Annotated in this window: 14 protein-coding genes; 11 read left to right on the plus strand and 3 right to left on the minus strand. The window is 63.5% G+C overall.

Annotated features, from left to right (window positions below; translation table 11 throughout):
- Positions 1 to 18 precede the first annotated feature (18 nt).
- Genes leuS through IHE39_RS10200 form a run of 3 tightly spaced genes read left to right on the plus strand, consistent with a single transcriptional unit; the run spans position 19 to position 4,355 of the window.
- The gene (leuS, locus tag IHE39_RS10190) at positions 19 to 2,649 is read left to right on the plus strand and encodes a leucine--tRNA ligase (RefSeq protein ID WP_192566383.1); all 2,631 of its coding nucleotides are present in this window, start codon (positions 19 to 21) and stop codon (positions 2,647 to 2,649) included.
- Complete coding sequence (lptE, locus tag IHE39_RS10195; RefSeq protein WP_184768053.1) at positions 2,636 to 3,199, plus strand: LPS assembly lipoprotein LptE; 564 nt, start codon at positions 2,636 to 2,638, stop codon at positions 3,197 to 3,199. Before leuS ends, lptE begins: the two co-directional genes overlap by 14 nt.
- Before the next feature lie 25 nt (positions 3,200 to 3,224).
- Complete coding sequence (locus IHE39_RS10200; RefSeq protein WP_192566384.1) at positions 3,225 to 4,355, plus strand: AAA family ATPase; 1,131 nt, start codon at positions 3,225 to 3,227, stop codon at positions 4,353 to 4,355.
- 5 nt (positions 4,356 to 4,360) lie between these two features.
- Here the strand turns inward: IHE39_RS10200 and IHE39_RS10205 are convergent, their stop codons facing one another.
- Complete coding sequence (locus IHE39_RS10205; RefSeq protein ID WP_192566385.1) at positions 4,361 to 5,251, minus strand: DMT family transporter; 891 nt, start codon at positions 5,249 to 5,251, stop codon at positions 4,361 to 4,363.
- Positions 5,252 to 5,383: 132 nt separating this feature from the next.
- Between IHE39_RS10205 and IHE39_RS10210 the strand changes: the two genes are divergently transcribed.
- Complete coding sequence (locus IHE39_RS10210) at positions 5,384 to 5,821, plus strand: Lrp/AsnC family transcriptional regulator (protein WP_115730336.1); 438 nt, start codon at positions 5,384 to 5,386, stop codon at positions 5,819 to 5,821.
- 64 nt (positions 5,822 to 5,885) lie between these two features.
- Here the strand turns inward: IHE39_RS10210 and fsa are convergent, their stop codons facing one another.
- Positions 5,886 to 6,539: a fructose-6-phosphate aldolase gene (gene fsa, locus IHE39_RS10215; RefSeq protein WP_184768050.1), complete on the minus strand. Its 654-nt coding sequence runs from the start codon at positions 6,537 to 6,539 to the stop codon at positions 5,886 to 5,888.
- Positions 6,540 to 6,629: 90 nt separating this feature from the next.
- Between fsa and IHE39_RS10220 the strand changes: the two genes are divergently transcribed.
- Positions 6,630 to 8,813: a primosomal protein N' gene (locus IHE39_RS10220; RefSeq protein WP_192566386.1), complete on the plus strand. Its 2,184-nt coding sequence runs from the start codon at positions 6,630 to 6,632 to the stop codon at positions 8,811 to 8,813.
- 4 nt (positions 8,814 to 8,817) lie between these two features.
- Here the strand turns inward: IHE39_RS10220 and IHE39_RS10225 are convergent, their stop codons facing one another.
- Positions 8,818 to 9,333, minus strand: a complete 516-nt coding sequence (locus IHE39_RS10225) for an SAM-dependent methyltransferase (protein WP_192566387.1) — start codon at positions 9,331 to 9,333, stop codon at positions 8,818 to 8,820.
- Between the two features lie 126 nt (positions 9,334 to 9,459).
- On the opposite strand from IHE39_RS10225, the gene IHE39_RS10230 reads away from it, so the two are divergent.
- The 6 genes from IHE39_RS10230 to IHE39_RS10255 all read left to right on the plus strand — a co-directional run bounded on the left by IHE39_RS10230 (position 9,460) and on the right by IHE39_RS10255 (position 15,200).
- Entirely contained in the window at positions 9,460 to 9,855 is a 396-nt protein-coding gene (locus tag IHE39_RS10230) for an AGROH133_08824 family phage infection protein (RefSeq protein ID WP_184768047.1), read from the plus strand.
- Between the two features lie 238 nt (positions 9,856 to 10,093).
- Positions 10,094 to 10,654, plus strand: a complete 561-nt coding sequence (locus IHE39_RS10235; protein ID WP_184768046.1) for a F0F1 ATP synthase subunit delta — start codon at positions 10,094 to 10,096, stop codon at positions 10,652 to 10,654.
- Positions 10,654 to 12,183: a F0F1 ATP synthase subunit alpha gene (atpA, locus tag IHE39_RS10240; protein WP_108606391.1), complete on the plus strand. Its 1,530-nt coding sequence runs from the start codon at positions 10,654 to 10,656 to the stop codon at positions 12,181 to 12,183. Before IHE39_RS10235 ends, atpA begins: the two co-directional genes overlap by 1 nt.
- A gap of 16 nt (positions 12,184 to 12,199) precedes the next feature.
- Positions 12,200 to 13,084 carry a F0F1 ATP synthase subunit gamma gene (locus tag IHE39_RS10245; RefSeq protein ID WP_184768045.1) on the plus strand — a complete coding sequence of 295 codons (885 nt, stop codon included), beginning with the start codon at positions 12,200 to 12,202 and terminating at the stop codon, positions 13,082 to 13,084.
- Positions 13,085 to 13,149: 65 nt separating this feature from the next.
- The gene (gene atpD / locus IHE39_RS10250) at positions 13,150 to 14,697 is read left to right on the plus strand and encodes a F0F1 ATP synthase subunit beta (RefSeq protein ID WP_108606393.1); all 1,548 of its coding nucleotides are present in this window, start codon (positions 13,150 to 13,152) and stop codon (positions 14,695 to 14,697) included.
- 104 nt (positions 14,698 to 14,801) lie between these two features.
- A complete protein-coding gene (locus IHE39_RS10255; RefSeq protein ID WP_184768044.1) occupies positions 14,802 to 15,200 on the plus strand; it encodes a F0F1 ATP synthase subunit epsilon in 399 nt (132 codons plus the stop codon).

Here is a 15,200-nt window from a genome sequence, read left to right on the forward strand (position 1 = left end):
TTAAGTGAAAAACATCCGATGGCAACCGAACGATACAATCCGCGCGCATCCGAACCCAAATGGCAGAAAGCCTGGGGCGAGGCAAAGCTCTTCGAGACCGAGAACGACGATCCCCGGCCGAAATACTACGTGCTGGAGATGTTTCCCTATCCGTCGGGGCGCATTCATGTCGGCCACGTCCGCAACTATGCGATGGGCGACGTCGTCGCGCGGTTCCGCCGCGCCATGGGCTGCAACGTGTTGCATCCGATGGGCTGGGATGCCTTCGGCATGCCGGCTGAAAACGCCGCGATGAAGAACAAGGTCCATCCCAAGGACTGGACCTACCAGAACATCGCGACGATGCGCACGCAACTGAAGTCGATGGGCCTGTCGCTTGACTGGAGCCGCGAGTTCGCAACCTGCGACGTCGACTATTACCACCGCCAGCAGATGCTGTTCATCGACTTCGTCGAGAAGGGCCTGGTGACGCGCAAGTCATCGAAGGTCAACTGGGACCCGGAAGACATGACTGTGCTCGCCAACGAGCAGGTCATTGACGGACGCGGCTGGCGTTCTGGTGCGCTGGTCGAACAGCGCGAACTGACGCAGTGGTTCTTCAAGATCACCGATTTCGCACAGGACCTGTCGGATGCGCTCGATGGCCTCGACGAGTGGCCCGAGAAGGTCAAGCTGATGCAGCGCAACTGGATCGGCCGCTCGGAAGGCCTGCTGATCCGCTGGCCGCTGGCTGCCGGCACCGCCCCCGCTGGCGAGAGCGAGCTCGAGGTCTACACGACCCGGCCCGACACGATTTTCGGCGCCTCGTTCATGGCGATCTCGGCCGATCATCCGCTGGCCAAGAAGGCTGCCGAAAGCAAGCCCGAACTCGCCGCCTTCATGGAAGACGTGCGTCGCATGGGTACGTCGGTCGCAGCGCTCGAGACGGCCGAGAAGAAGGGCATGGATACCGGTATCCGTGTCGTGCATCCGTTCGACCCGAGCTGGACGCTGCCGGTCTATGTCGCCAATTTCGTGCTGATGGACTACGGCACGGGCGCCATCTTCGGCTGCCCGTCGGGCGACCAGCGCGACCTCGACTTCGCCAACAAGTATGGCCTGCCGGTGGTGCCGGTGGTGATGCCGGAAGGCGGCGATGCCAAGACCTTCCAGATTACCGAGGAGGCCTATACCGACGACGGCGTAATGATCAATTCGCGCTTCCTCGACGGCATGAAGCCGGATGACGCGTTCAACGACGTTGCCACCCGTCTCGAGCAGATCTCGATCGGCAATCGCCCGATGGGTGAGCGCAAGGTGCAGTTCCGCCTGCGCGACTGGGGCATTTCGCGCCAGCGCTACTGGGGTTGCCCGATCCCGATGATCCACTGCGACGATTGCGGTGTCGTGCCGGTGCCGAAGGCCGACCTGCCGGTCAGACTGCCAGACGACGTCGAGTTCGACCGTCCGGGCAATCCGCTCGATCGTCATCCGACCTGGCGCCACGTCAACTGTCCGCAATGCGGCAAGGCGGCACGCCGCGAGACCGACACGATGGACACGTTTGTGGACTCGTCGTGGTATTTCGCGCGCTTCACAGCACCTTGGGAAAACGAGCCGACCGATCCGAAGGCCGCCAATGAGTGGCTGCCGGTCGATCAGTATATTGGCGGCATCGAGCATGCGATCCTGCACCTGCTCTACTCGCGCTTCTTCACCCGCGCGATGAGCAAGGCCGGCCATCTCGACCTGTCAGAGCCGTTCAAGGGACTGTTCACCCAAGGCATGGTCGTGCACGAGACCTATCGTCTCGGCAGTGGCCCGAATGGAGAATGGGTTTCGCCGGGCGACGTCAAGATCGAGGAGATCGACGGCAAGCGGCGTGCGACGCTGCTTGCGACCGGCGAGCCGGTCGAGATCGGTTCGATCGAGAAGATGTCGAAGTCGAAGAAGAACGTCGTCGACCCCGACGACATCATCGCCAGCTATGGCGCCGATACCGCGCGCTGGTTCGTGCTCAGCGACTCGCCGCCCGAGCGCGACGTCGTGTGGACCGAGGCCGGCGTCGAGGGCGCGCATCGTTTCGTGCAGCGCGTCTGGCGCCTGGTGTCCGAATCGGCCGAAATGCTGGCCAAGGTGGAAGCCAAGGCGGCTGGCGAAGGCGATGCCGGTGCCGTCTCCAAGGCGGCGCACAAGGCGTTGAAATCGGTTGGTGAAGACATCGGCAAGCTCGCCTTCAACAAGGCGGTCGCGCGCATCTACGAGCTGACCAACACGCTGCAGGGCCCACTGGCCGACGCGGCTGCCGGCAAGGCGTCGGCAGAGATGGTTTCGGCGCTGCGCGAGGCGGTCGAGATCCTGATCGTGATGATCGCGCCGATGATGCCGCATCTGGCCGAGGAGTGCTGGGCAGCGCTCAATGGTGAGGGTCTGGTCGCCGATCGGCCATGGCCGACGTTCGATGCGACACTCATTGTCGACAACGAAATCACCTATCCGGTGCAGATCAATGGCAAGAAAAGAGCTGATTTGACAATCGCTCGCGACGCAGATCAATTGACCGTCGAAAAAGCGGCGCTGGCACTGGAAGCAGTGCAGAAGGCGCTGGATGGGAAGTCGCCGCGCAAGGTGATTGTTGTGCCGCAGAGGATCGTCAATGTCGTTGCCTGATGCGCGGAATTCTGCTGGTTCATTGCGTGTTGTTGCGCGCCTGGCCCTTCTGGCTTCGCTTGCACTGGCATCCGCCTGCTCGGTGCGTCCGCTTTATTCGGACGGACCGGTGTCGGCGGGCGTCGAGGCAGGTACTGCGACACAACTGGCCTCGATCCACATCAAGCCGGTCAATACCCGCTATGGCCAGGAAGTCCGCAACCACCTGATCTTCATGTTCAACGGTGGTGCCGGCCAGCCGGCGGCAGCACCATATACGATGGATCTGGCGGTTACGGCGTTGAGCGAATCGGCGCTGCTCGCCGCGGTGACCAACAAGGACGACGAGCCCACCACCGGAACGATGACCCTGACCGGCGTCTATGTCATCACCGACATCAAGACCGGCAAGCGTATCGCCTCGGGCAAGCGCAATGTCTCGGCGTCGTTCGATCGGCCGCGGCAGGAGTTCGCCACTCTGCGGGCCGAGCGCGACGCTGAAAACCGCGCGGCACGCGAGTTGGCCGAACTGCTCAGGCTGGCCATCGCCCAGGACATGTCCAAGGGCTGAACCTTAGTTTCGGGAGGATCGGTCGATGCGGCTGACATCCTTTTCAGCTGCGGGCTACCGTTCGCTGAGATCGATCCGGCTCGACATCGGCCAGGTCTCGGTCTTCGTCGGCGAGAACGGCGTCGGAAAGTCCAACCTCTATCGCGCCCTGCAGCTGATCAAGGCCTCCGCCGAGGGCACGCTTGCCCGCGAGATCGCCGCCGAGGGCGGCATGAGTTCGGCGCTGTGGTCGGGCAAGAGGCGGACCGGCCAGCCAGCCCGCGTCGTCATCGATGCTGACTTCACCGACGACGAAACGTCAGCCAGATACTCCTACAAGGTCGAGATCGGTCTGCCGCCACCTGTAGCAGCCGGCTTTGCCTTCGAGCCGCATGTCAAGGAAGAGACGCTGACCGTCGAAGCCGGGCGCCGCCCGGTCGAGATGATGACGCGCAAGGGCCAGGCGGTGTTCGGCCGCGACGGCGACGGACGCCGGGTCGAGCATCCCGAGCGTATCCTGAATTCTGAAACAGCACTTGCTCTTCTCGGCGGTGCGGGGCGCTATCCCGAAGTTGGCGACCTGCGCGCGGCGGTGGCCGGGTGGCGCTTTTATCATGGCTTCAGGACAGACGCCGATTCGCTGGTGCGACGTCCGGCACTGGCGACCACCGCACCGATGCTCGACGAGAACGGAGCCAATCTGGCCGCCGTTTTTGCGACGCTGAGGCATATCCGCGAAGACACCGTCGATCTCGACCGCTGCATAGCCGACGCGCTTGGCGAGGCGCAGCTCGACGTGCCGGTGCCCGGCGAAAGCGCGACGTTCGGACTTGTGCTGCCGGAATTTCCGCAGCGGGTGTTTCGGCCACAGGAACTCTCCGACGGGCAGATACGTTTCCTGGCGCTGGCCGGAGCGCTGATGTCCTATCGCCTGCCACGATTGATCGCGCTGAACGAGCCGGAGGCCAGCCTGCATGTGCGTATGCTGCCCGCTCTTGCCGACATGATCGCGCGGGCAGCCGAGCGCACGCAGGTGTGGGTGGTGACGCACTCGCGCGAACTTGCAGACCTCGTGCATGAGCGCACGGGTTCACGGGCGCTGACCGTCATTCGCGTCGAGGGCGCGACGATGATCGAAGGCATGCGATCGACCGGCCTCATGTCCGACGACGACTGAGGCCGTCAGGCTTGGGCAACGCGCGGCTTCACCAGGCTCCAGCCCAGCGTCATGCCAGCGGCGGCGATCAGGATCGCGGCAGCGCCGAGCAGTTGTAGCGGCTGCAGGCGATGGCCGAAGGCCACGAAGTCGGCGAGGATGGCCACGACCGGATAGATGAAGGACAGCGAACCCACGAGGTTCGTCGGCAGCTTCTGGATCGCGCCGTAGAGCAAGATGTACATGACGCCGGTATGAATGACGCCGACGGCGACGAGCAGCGCCCAGCTATATGCGTCCGCGGGGAGCTGCGCGAAGTTGGCGAAGGGCGCCAGCATCGCGATGCCGACCGTCACCTGGATCAGCGCGATCAGATGCGGCGGCAGGCCCTTGAGCTTCTTGGTGATGATCGCGGCAATGGCGTAGAAAAAGGCAGCTCCGAGCGCCAACAGAATGCCCGAGAGATAGTCGGTGCCGACGGCACCGGCGCCTGGCTTGGACTGGACGATCAGCACCATGCCGCCAAAGGCGATGCCGAGCCATGTCAGCTTGGTCAGGGTCAAGCGTTCGCCGAAAAACAGCGCCCCGAGCGCCACCAGCATGAAGGGCTGGGTGTTGTAGACCGCCGTTGCGATCGAGATCGAGGCGCGCGGGAAGGCGGCGAAAAGCAGTATCCAGTTCGAGACGATGGCGACGCCACCTACAGCGGCCCAGGCGATCTGACGGCGGGTCATCACCTCTGGGCGAAACAGGCCGAGTGCGGCGCAGACGATCAGCAGCGTGACCGCGCCGAAGGCACAGCGCCAGAACACCACATTCATGACCGGCTGGCCGGACAGAACGACAAACAGCCCGATCGTTCCCGAAATCACCATTGCAACGGTCATTTCGACCGTGCCGCGCATCTTGTCCGACATGCCCACGTCCCTTGGTTTCAGGGCTGCATTTGTACGCTTGTGGTTGGCCGGGTTATATAGATTATGGAAGGTGATTGTGAGGCGTAGGCTAATCTTGTAAGGTAATCTTACGAAAATACCTAAGGGGCTTGCATGCTGGACGATCTCGACAGGCGCATTGTCGAAATTTTGGTCGATGACGCCCGGATTTCGCTGAAGGAACTGGCCCAGCGAGTGAACCTGTCGTCGCCAAGCACGTCGGAACGCCTCAGGCGGCTGGAAGAGCGTGGCGTGATCCGCGCCTTCACCGTCGACATCGATCCGACTGCGCTCGGCTACACCTTGCAGGCGATCGTGCGTATCCGGCCGCTGCCGGGCAAGCTGCATCAGGTGCAGAAGCTGATCGAGGACATCGCGCAGTTTTCGGAATGCGACAAGGTGACCGGCGACGACTGTTTCATCGCGCGCCTGCACATCCGCTCCATCGACGAGCTCGACAAGATTCTCGACCAGATCACCGACAAGGCCGAAACCAACAGTTCGATCGTCAAGGCGCAGCCGGTGAAACGGCGCTTGCCGCCGCTGGCCTGATTGCATTGGGCACAAAAAAGCCGGCGCTTGTGGCGCCGGCTTTCGATAGCGGGCTGAAGAAAAATCAGCCGATTTTCTGGCCGGTCTTGGCCCAGTCGGACAGGAACATCTCGAGGCCCTTGTCGGTCAGCGGGTGCTTGACCAGCGCCTTGAGCGTTGCCGGCGGGATGGTGGCGACGTCAGCACCGATCATCGCAGCGCGCTTGACGTGCTCGGTCGAGCGGATCGAGGCGGCGAGGATTTCGGTGTCGAAGCCATAGTTGTCGTAGATGTGGCGGATCTCGGCGATCAGCTCCATGCCGTCGACACCCATGTCGTCGAGACGGCCGATGAACGGCGAGATGAAGGTCGCACCCGCCTTGGCGGCGAGCAGGGCCTGGTTGGCGGAGAAGCACAAAGTGACATTGACCATACGGCCTTCCGAGGTCAGCGCGCGGCAGGCCTTGAGACCGTCGAGCGTCAGCGGCACCTTGATGCAGATGTTGTCGGCGATCTTCGACAGCACCGCCGCTTCCTTCATCATCTCGGCATATTCGGTGGCGGCGACTTCCGCCGAAACCGGGCCTTCGACGATGTCGCAGATTTCTTTGGTCACTTCGGCGATGTTGCGACCGGACTTGAGGATCAGCGAGGGATTGGTGGTGACGCCGTCGAGAAGGCCGAGCTCGTTGAGCTCACGGATGTCCTTCACGTCGGCGGTGTCGACGAAAAACTTCATAACTGTCTCCTTGGCAATGGATGGGTGCCCCAGGGACACCGGATATGTCGGCCTTTGCTCTAAACCAAGTTCGGGGCAAGGTCACGCGTCATGACCGCCGATTCGCCAAGAACAAGGGCCGCCCCCGTGCTGGTGCCGATGCCGGCCGAGCGCGCCTATTCCTATGCCGTGCCCGACGGCATGCAGGTGGTGCCCGGCTCGATCGTGCGCGTGCCGCTGGGGCCGCGCGAGGTGGCCGGCATCGTCTGGGATGGACCGGTCGAAGCCGTCGATCCGAAGAAGCTCAGGCCGATCGCCCATGTCTTCGATTGTCCGCCCGTCAACGACGAGATGCGGCGGCTGGTCGACTGGATTGCGCAGTACACCTTGTCGCCGCCCGGCATGGTGGCGCGGATGATCCTGCGTGCGCCCGAGGCTTTCGACCCGGAGCCATGGACGGAAGGCATCAAGCGCAGCGATGGCGAGCCCGACCGGATGACGGCGGCGCGCAGCCGTGTGCTCGAAATGGCCAGTGACGGCATGGCCTGGACGCGCTCGGGGCTGGCGCATGCCGCCGGCGTTTCTTCGACCGTGGTCGACGGGTTGAGGGCGCAAGGCGTATTCGAGACGGTGATGATCCCGCCGCGGCCGGTGGTGGCGGCGCCCGACACATCTTATGCCAGCGCCGAATTGACGGGCGATCAGGTGGCGGCGGCGGCAGGCCTGCGCGACCAGGTCGAAGCCGACCGATTCGGCGTCACCCTGATCGACGGTGTCACCGGTTCGGGCAAGACCGAAGTCTATTTCGAAGCGGTCGCGGCAGCCCTCGACAAGGGCAAGCAGGTGCTGATCCTGCTGCCTGAAATCGCCCTGACCCAGGCGTTCCTCGATCGCTTCCAGAATCGCTTCGGCGCAAAGCCGGCCGAGTGGCATTCGGACCTGCCGCCGAGGATGCGTGAGCGCGTCTGGCGCCAGGTCGCCGAAGGCGGGGTGCGCGTGGTCGCCGGCGCGCGCTCGGCGCTGTTTTTGCCGTTCAACAATCTCGGGCTCATCGTCGTCGACGAAGAACACGACCCTGCCTACAAGCAGGAGGACCGCGTCTTCTACAACGCCCGCGACATGGCTGTCGTGCGCGCCCATATCGGCGGCTTCCCGGTGGTGCTGGCGTCGGCCACGCCGTCGGTGGAAAGCCGCGTCAATGCCGAGCAAGGCAAGTATGCCCGTGCCGTGCTGTCGGCGCGTTTCGCCGAAGCCGCGCTGCCGCAACTTGCCACCATCGACATGCGGCGTTCGCCGCCGGCGCGCGGCGGCTTCCTGTCGCCGGTGCTGCTCGGCAAGATGCGCGAGGCACTCGCCCGGCAAGAGCAGTCGCTGCTGTTTCTCAATCGGCGTGGCTATGCACCGTTGACTTTGTGCCGGGTCTGCGGCCATCGCTTCGGTTGCCCGGTCTGCTCGGCCTGGCTGGTCGAGCACCGCTTCCGCGGGCAGCTCGTCTGCCACCATTGCGGCCATAACGAAAAGCGGCCCGAAGCCTGCCCGGAATGCGGCACCTTCGATCATCTTGTTGCCTGTGGTCCCGGCGTCGAACGCATTGCTGAGGAAGTAGTCTCGCACTTCCCCGATGCGCGGACCATCGTGCTGTCGTCGGACATGCTGGGCGGGGTGAAGCGGCTGAGATTGGAGCTTGAGGCGATCGCCAATGGCGAGGCCGACATCATCATCGGCACGCAGCTCGTCGCCAAGGGCCACAACTTTCCCAACATGACACTTGTCGGTGTCGTCGACGCCGATCTTGGCCTGGCCAATGGCGATCCGCGTGCCGCCGAGCGGACCTACCAGCTGCTGTCGCAGGTGACCGGCCGGGCAGGGCGCACCGGCAAGAAGAGCCTCGGCCTGCTGCAGACGTTCCAGCCCGACCATCCGGTGATGCGGGCGATCGTGTCAGGCGATTCGGAGGCCTTTTACGACCGCGAGATATCGGAGCGAGAGAAGTCGGCATTGCCTCCTTTTGGGCGGCTCGCCGGCATCATTGTCAGTGCGGCGACAAGGCCCGAAGCGGAAAGCCACGCACGCGGGCTGCGCCGCGCCGCCCAGGTCGCGCAGGATGTGCACGTGCTTGGCCCTGCCGAGGCGCCGCTGGCGTTGATCGGCGGGCGCCATCGCTTCCGGCTGCTGGTGCAGGCCGACAGGAAAGCGGACATCCAAGGCTACATCCGCGCGTTGATTGCGGCCGGGCCCAAGGTGCGCGGTTCGGTGCGCGTGCAGGTCGACATCGACCCGCAGAGCTTTCTGTAACTGGCTAGGTTGGTCGGGCGATCATGCCGAGCAGCGGTGGTTTTGCGGCTGTGCCATGAATTGTCTTTTCCAGCGTGTAACTGGCCGCTGCCAGACGCACCGCGATAGCGCGCTCGATGGTTGGAATCTGGCTGGCACCTGGCGGCTCGAAGAACAGAAACAGCTGGCCCTCGGGCGCAAGCAGCGAACGGATCAGCTTGAGCTCGCGCGCCGCTTCCAGCCAAAACAAGTTGACGTTGATGGCAAAGATCTTGTCGAAGGCCTGGCCCGCGCCCTTCCAGTCGGCGAAAGCGCCTTGAGTAAGCGCAGCCTTGCCGGCGGTGATCGCCGCGCGGTTTCTCTCCTCGGCAGAGCTAGTCGCGCTGTCCGACCGATCCAGCCCGGTGATGTGCCCGTCGATCAGAAGCGGCGTGATCTCCGCCATCGCCACGCCGCGCCCGCATCCGATTTCGAGCAGCCTGTCGCCCGGTTGAACGGCGAGATGGTCGATTGCCCAGGCAATCCGCTCCGGTATGGCCATGGCCGTCTCCACTGCCGACACGGCCACATCATACGTGTTCCAGCCGTCCCCGCCAGTTGCGTACTGGCGCTCGGCACGCCGTTCGCTATGATCGCTACGGATTCACGGCCTGGCCGGAGGGGGAATATGGAATTCGCATTTCCGTGGCCGACAAGCCAGGGCGAGTGGCTGGCGTGGAGCTCGGCGGCGGTCACGCTGCTGTTCGGCGTCATCTTGTTCTTCGCCCCGAGAATCGCCTTCCGCCTGCTCAGGTTGCAGGCGCGGCCCGACAATCCGGAAGCCATCGCCCAGGGGCGCGCCACCATGGCCGGCTTCTTCCTCGGTGTCGGGCTGTGCGCGATTCTGCTCGCCCAGCCATGGCTTTACATGGCACTCGGCGTGTCCTGGCTGTTCGCGGCCTTCGGCCGGATCGTCGCCATGATGTCGGACGGTGCCAACACCCCATACAACTGGGTGGCGATCGTTATCGAACTGGGTCTGGCAGCCCTACCCCTGGGGTTTGTTTTCGGCTTCTGGCCGTGAATCGCTGTCAAGCCGCCGCTCTGATGCGCAAGATGCGACAATAGTGCCTTTGAAGGCTGTTAGAGGACGTGTTGCGGTCCTCAAAAGCCTGTGCTAGACGGCAATCGACTTTCGGCCGGAGGGATGCGGTTGCCGCAAGCTCCGGGGTCAAAAAACGCAGTAAGGTCAAAGATTTAGCTAGAGTCTCACACTCGCGCCAACAATCTTGCGGCCTGTCAGACAAGAGAAAAGACGGTCCGTGACCCAATCTTCCTCGCCAATCTCCGGTGTCGCTGAGCGCTATGCGGGATCGTTGTTCGATCTCGCGCTCGAAGCAGGCGCTGTTGCAAAGGTAGAAGCCGACCTCGGTCGTTTCGCCGCGCTGCTCGATGGCAGCGCCGATCTCGATCGCCTGATCAAGAGCCCGGTGTTCTCAGGCGAAGATCAGGAAAAGGCCATTTCGGCGATTGCCGACAAGGCCAAGATCACCGGTCTGGCCGGCAATTTCCTCCGCCTCGTGGCGCGCAATCGCCGCCTGTTCGCCCTGCCCGGCATGATCAAGGCGTTCCGCCAGATCGCCGCCGAGCATCGTGGCGAGACGTCGGCCGAGGTGACTTCGGCGCATGCGTTGACCGCTGCGCAGGAAACGGAACTCAAGTCGGCGCTGAAGAGCGTCGCCGGCAAGGACGTGGCGATCTCGGTCACCGTCGATCCTTCGCTGCTCGGCGGCCTGATCGTGAAGATGGGCTCGCGCCAGATCGATACGTCGCTCAAAACCAAACTCAATTCGCTCAAGCTTGCACTGAAAGAGGTCGGCTGATGGACATCCGCGCCGCGGAAATTTCCGCAATTCTGAAAGACCAGATCAAGAACTTCGGCAAGGAAGCCGAAGTTACCGAAGTCGGTCAGGTTCTGTCGGTGGGCGACGGTATCGCCCGCGTCTACGGTCTCGACAACGTCCAGGCGGGCGAAATGGTCGAGTTCCCGGGCGGCATCCGCGGCATGGCGCTGAACCTTGAAAGCGACAACGTCGGCGTCGTCATCTTCGGTGCCGACCGCGACATCAAGGAAGGCGACACCGTCAAGCGTACCGGCTCGATCGTCGACGTCCCGGTTGGTCCGGAGCTGCTTGGCCGCGTGGTCGACGCGCTCGGCAACCCGATCGACGGCAAGGGCCCGATCAAGGCCAAGGAACGTCGCCGCGTCGACGTCAAGGCGCCCGGCATCATCCCCCGCAAGTCGGTGCATGAGCCGATGTCGACCGGCCTCAAGGCCATCGACGCGCTGATCCCGGTCGGCCGCGGCCAGCGCGAGCTGGTCATCGGTGACCGTCAGACCGGCAAGACCGCCATCATTCTCGACACCATCCTGAACCAGAAGGCTATTCACCAGTCCGGTCCGGACAAGGAAAAGCTGTACTGCGTCTATGTCGCCGTCGGTCAGAAGCGTTCGACCGTCGCGCAGTTCGTCAAGGTGCTCGAAGAGCGCGGCGCGCTCGAATACTCGATCATCATCGCGGCAACCGCGTCCGATCCGGCTCCGATGCAGTTCCTGGCGCCGTTCGCCGGCTGCGCCATGGGCGAATACTTCCGCGACAACGGCATGCATGCGCTGATCGGCTATGACGATCTGTCCAAGCAGGCCGTCGCCTACCGCCAGATGTCGCTGCTGCTGCGCCGCCCGCCGGGCCGCGAAGCCTACCCGGGCGACGTCTTTTATCTGCACTCGCGTCTGCTCGAGCGTTCGGCCAAGCTGAACGACGAAAACGGCTCGGGTTCGCTGACCGCACTTCCAGTCATCGAGACACAGGCCAACGACGTGTCGGCCTACATCCCGACCAACGTGATCTCGATCACCGACGGCCAGATCTTCCTCGAGACCAACCTGTTCTTCCAGGGCATCCGTCCTGCCGTGAACGTCGGTCTGTCGGTGTCGCGCGTCGGCTCGTCGGCCCAGATCAAGGCGATGAAGCAGGTTGCAGGCTCGATCAAGGGCGAGCTCGCGCAGTACCGCGAAATGGCGGCGTTCGCGCAGTTCGGCTCCGACCTCGACGCCGCTACCCAGCGTCTGCTCAACCGCGGTGCGCGCCTGACCGAGCTGCTCAAGCAGCCGCAGTTCTCGCCGCTCAAGACCGAAGAGCAGGTTGCGGTAATCTTCGCCGGCGTCAACGGCTACCTCGACAAGCTGGCCCTCAACAAGGTCGGCAAGTTCGAGCAGGGTCTGCTGGCTTACATGCGCTCGGAAGGCAAAGACGTTCTCGACGGCATCCGTACGGAGAAGGCGCTCAGCGACGATCTCCGCGGCAAGCTCAAGGGTCACATCGACGCTTTCGCGAAAAACTTCGCCTGACACTGACGGATAAGGCATGGCCTCGCTAAAAGACCTCCGCAACCGTATCGCCTCGGTCAAGGCGACGCAGAAAATCACCAAGGCGATGCAGATGGTCGCCGCGGCGAAGCTGCGTCGCGCCCAGGAAGCTGCGGAAGCCGCGCGTCCCTACTCGCAGCGCATGGGTGCGGTTCTCGCGAACATCGCCCAGGCTGTCGGCGGCGGTGGCGATGCTCCGGCGCTGATGACCGGCACCGGCAAGGACGACGTGCACCTGCTCGTCGTCTGCACGGCCGAGCGCGGCCTGTGCGGCGGCTTCAACAGCCAGATCTCGCGTCTGGCCCGCGACCATGTCCGCAAGCTCCAGGCCTCGGGCAAGACGGTCAAGATCATCACCGTCGGCAAGAAGGGCTACGATGTCCTGCGTCGCGATTTCGCTTCGCTGATCATCGATCGCGTCGAACTGCGCGATGCCAAGCAGGTTGGCTTCGTCCATGCCGACATGATTGCCAAGAAGGTGATCACCCTGTTCAACCAGGGTGGCTTCGACGTCTGCACGCTGTTCTATTCCGAGTTCAAGTCGGTGATCAGCCAGGTTCCGACAGCACAGCAGGTCATCCCTGCCGCTGCTCCTTCGGTCGGCACCGATACCGCGACCAGCGGTGGCGCTGTATACGAATACGAGCCGGAGCCGGGCGAAATCCTCGGCGATCTCATTCCGCGCAACATCTCGGTGCAGATCTTCCGGGCGCTGCTGGAAAATGCTGCCGGTGAAATGGGTGCCAAGATGAGCGCGATGGACAACGCCACGCGCAACGCAGGCGACATGATCAACAAGCTGACGATCACGTACAACCGCCAGCGTCAGGCCCAGATCACCAAGGAACTGATCGAGATTATTTCGGGCGCCGAAGCGCTCTAGCCACGTGATGGCTCGCCGCAAGGCGGGTCCGCGTGAAACAACGAACGGACACAGAGGTTAGAACGATGGCTAAAGCAGCTACTCCGAAAGCCGCTCCGGCGGCGGAAAAGGCCCCGGCAGCAAAGAAGGCGGCGCCTGCCAAGGCAGCCGCTGCCAAGGTCGAAAAGTCGGCGGTCGTCGCCACCGGCGCTGGCCGCGTTTCGCAGGTCATCGGCGCCGTCGTCGACGTGCAGTTCGACGGTGAGCTGCCGCCGATCCTGAACGCGCTCGAAACGATGAACGGCGGCAACCGCCTGATCCTCGAAGTGGCGCAGCACCTTGGCGAAAACACCGTCCGCTGCATCGCCATGGACATTTCGGAAGGTCTCGTTCGTGGCCAGGCCGTCCGTGACACCGGTTCGCCGATCATGGTTCCGGTTGGCGACGAGACCCTCGGCCGTATCATGAACGTCATCGGCGAGCCGGTCGACGAAGCTGGCCCGGTCAAGACCAAGTCGAAGCGCGCCATCCACCAGGAGGCGCCTGCTTATGTCGACCAGTCGACGGAAGCGCAGATCCTCGTCACCGGCATCAAGGTCGTCGACCTGCTGGCGCCTTACGCCCGCGGCGGCAAGATCGGCCTGTTCGGCGGCGCCGGCGTCGGCAAGACCGTTCTGATCCAGGAACTGATCAACAACGTCGCCAAGGCGCACGGTGGTTACTCGGTGTTCGCCGGCGTCGGCGAGCGCACCCGCGAAGGCAACGATCTCTATCACGAAATGATCGAGTCGGGCGTCAACAAGGACCCGCACGAGAACAACGGCTCGACCGAAGGTTCCAAGTGCGCCCTGGTGTTCGGCCAGATGAACGAGCCGCCTGGTGCGCGCGCCCGCGTCGCCCTGTCGGGCCTGACCATCGCCGAGCATTTCCGCGACCAGGGCCAGGACGTTCTGTTCTTCGTCGACAACATCTTCCGCTTCACCCAGGCGGGCTCGGAAGTGTCGGCTCTTCTCGGCCGTATTCCTTCGGCAGTGGGCTATCAGCCGACGCTGTCGACCGACATGGGCCAGATGCAGGAACGCATCACCACCACCAACAAGGGTTCGATTACCTCGGTTCAGGCCATTTACGTGCCCGCCGACGACTTGACCGATCCGGCGCCGGCAACCTCGTTCGCGCACCTTGACGCGACGACCGTTCTCAACCGCGCGATCTCGGAAAAGGGTATCTACCCGGCTGTGGATCCGCTTGACTCGACTTCGCGCATGCTCGATCCGCTGATCGTCGGCGAAGAGCACTATTCGGTCGCCCGTCGCGTCCAGGAAATCCTCCAGCGCTACAAGTCGCTGCAGGACATCATCGCCATCCTGGGCATGGACGAGCTGTCGGAAGAGGACAAGATCACGGTCGCCCGCGCCCGCAAGATCGAGCGCTTCCTGTCGCAGCCGTTCTTCGTCGCCGAAGTGTTCACCGGTTCGCCCGGCCAGCTGGTTCCGCTCGAAGACACCATCAAGAGCTTCAAGGGCCTGGTCGACGGCGAGTACGATCACCTGCCGGAAGCTGCCTTCTACATGGTCGGCGGCATCGACATGGCGATCGAGAAGGCCCAGCGCCTGGCTGCGGAAGCGGCATAATCATAAAAGCCGCAGCGCGGGCCTGGTGGTCCGCGCTGTCGCACCGATGACTGCCCTTGCGGGCAGTTCTGCTCGGAACTCCGTCCAAGCATTTGTGAGACACCATGGCTGAAGCATTCAAATTCGAACTGGTCTCGCCCGAGCGTCTGCTCGTTTCGGAGCAGGTCGAGTCCGTCGTCATTCCCGGGGCGGAAGGCGAAATGACTGTCATGGCCAACCATGCGCCGGTCATGACCACGATCAAGCCGGGCGTCGTGACGGTGAAGACCGTCGGTGGCAAGGAGGAGCGTTACGTCGTGTTCGGCGGCTTCGCCGACATCGTTCCCGCCGGTTGCACGCTGCTTGCCGAATCGGCGACGCCCGTGAAGGACATCGACCGCGCCGAACTGCTGCGCCGCATCCAGGAAGCGCGCGAGGACGTCTCCGACGCCAAGGAAGACCAGGCCCGCACCAAGGCGGAAGCCTACCTCAACCACCTGTCGACATTGGAAGCCGCGATCTAA

This window comes from Aminobacter carboxidus (assembly GCF_014863355.1).
GTDB lineage: Bacteria > Pseudomonadota > Alphaproteobacteria > Rhizobiales > Rhizobiaceae > Aminobacter > Aminobacter carboxidus.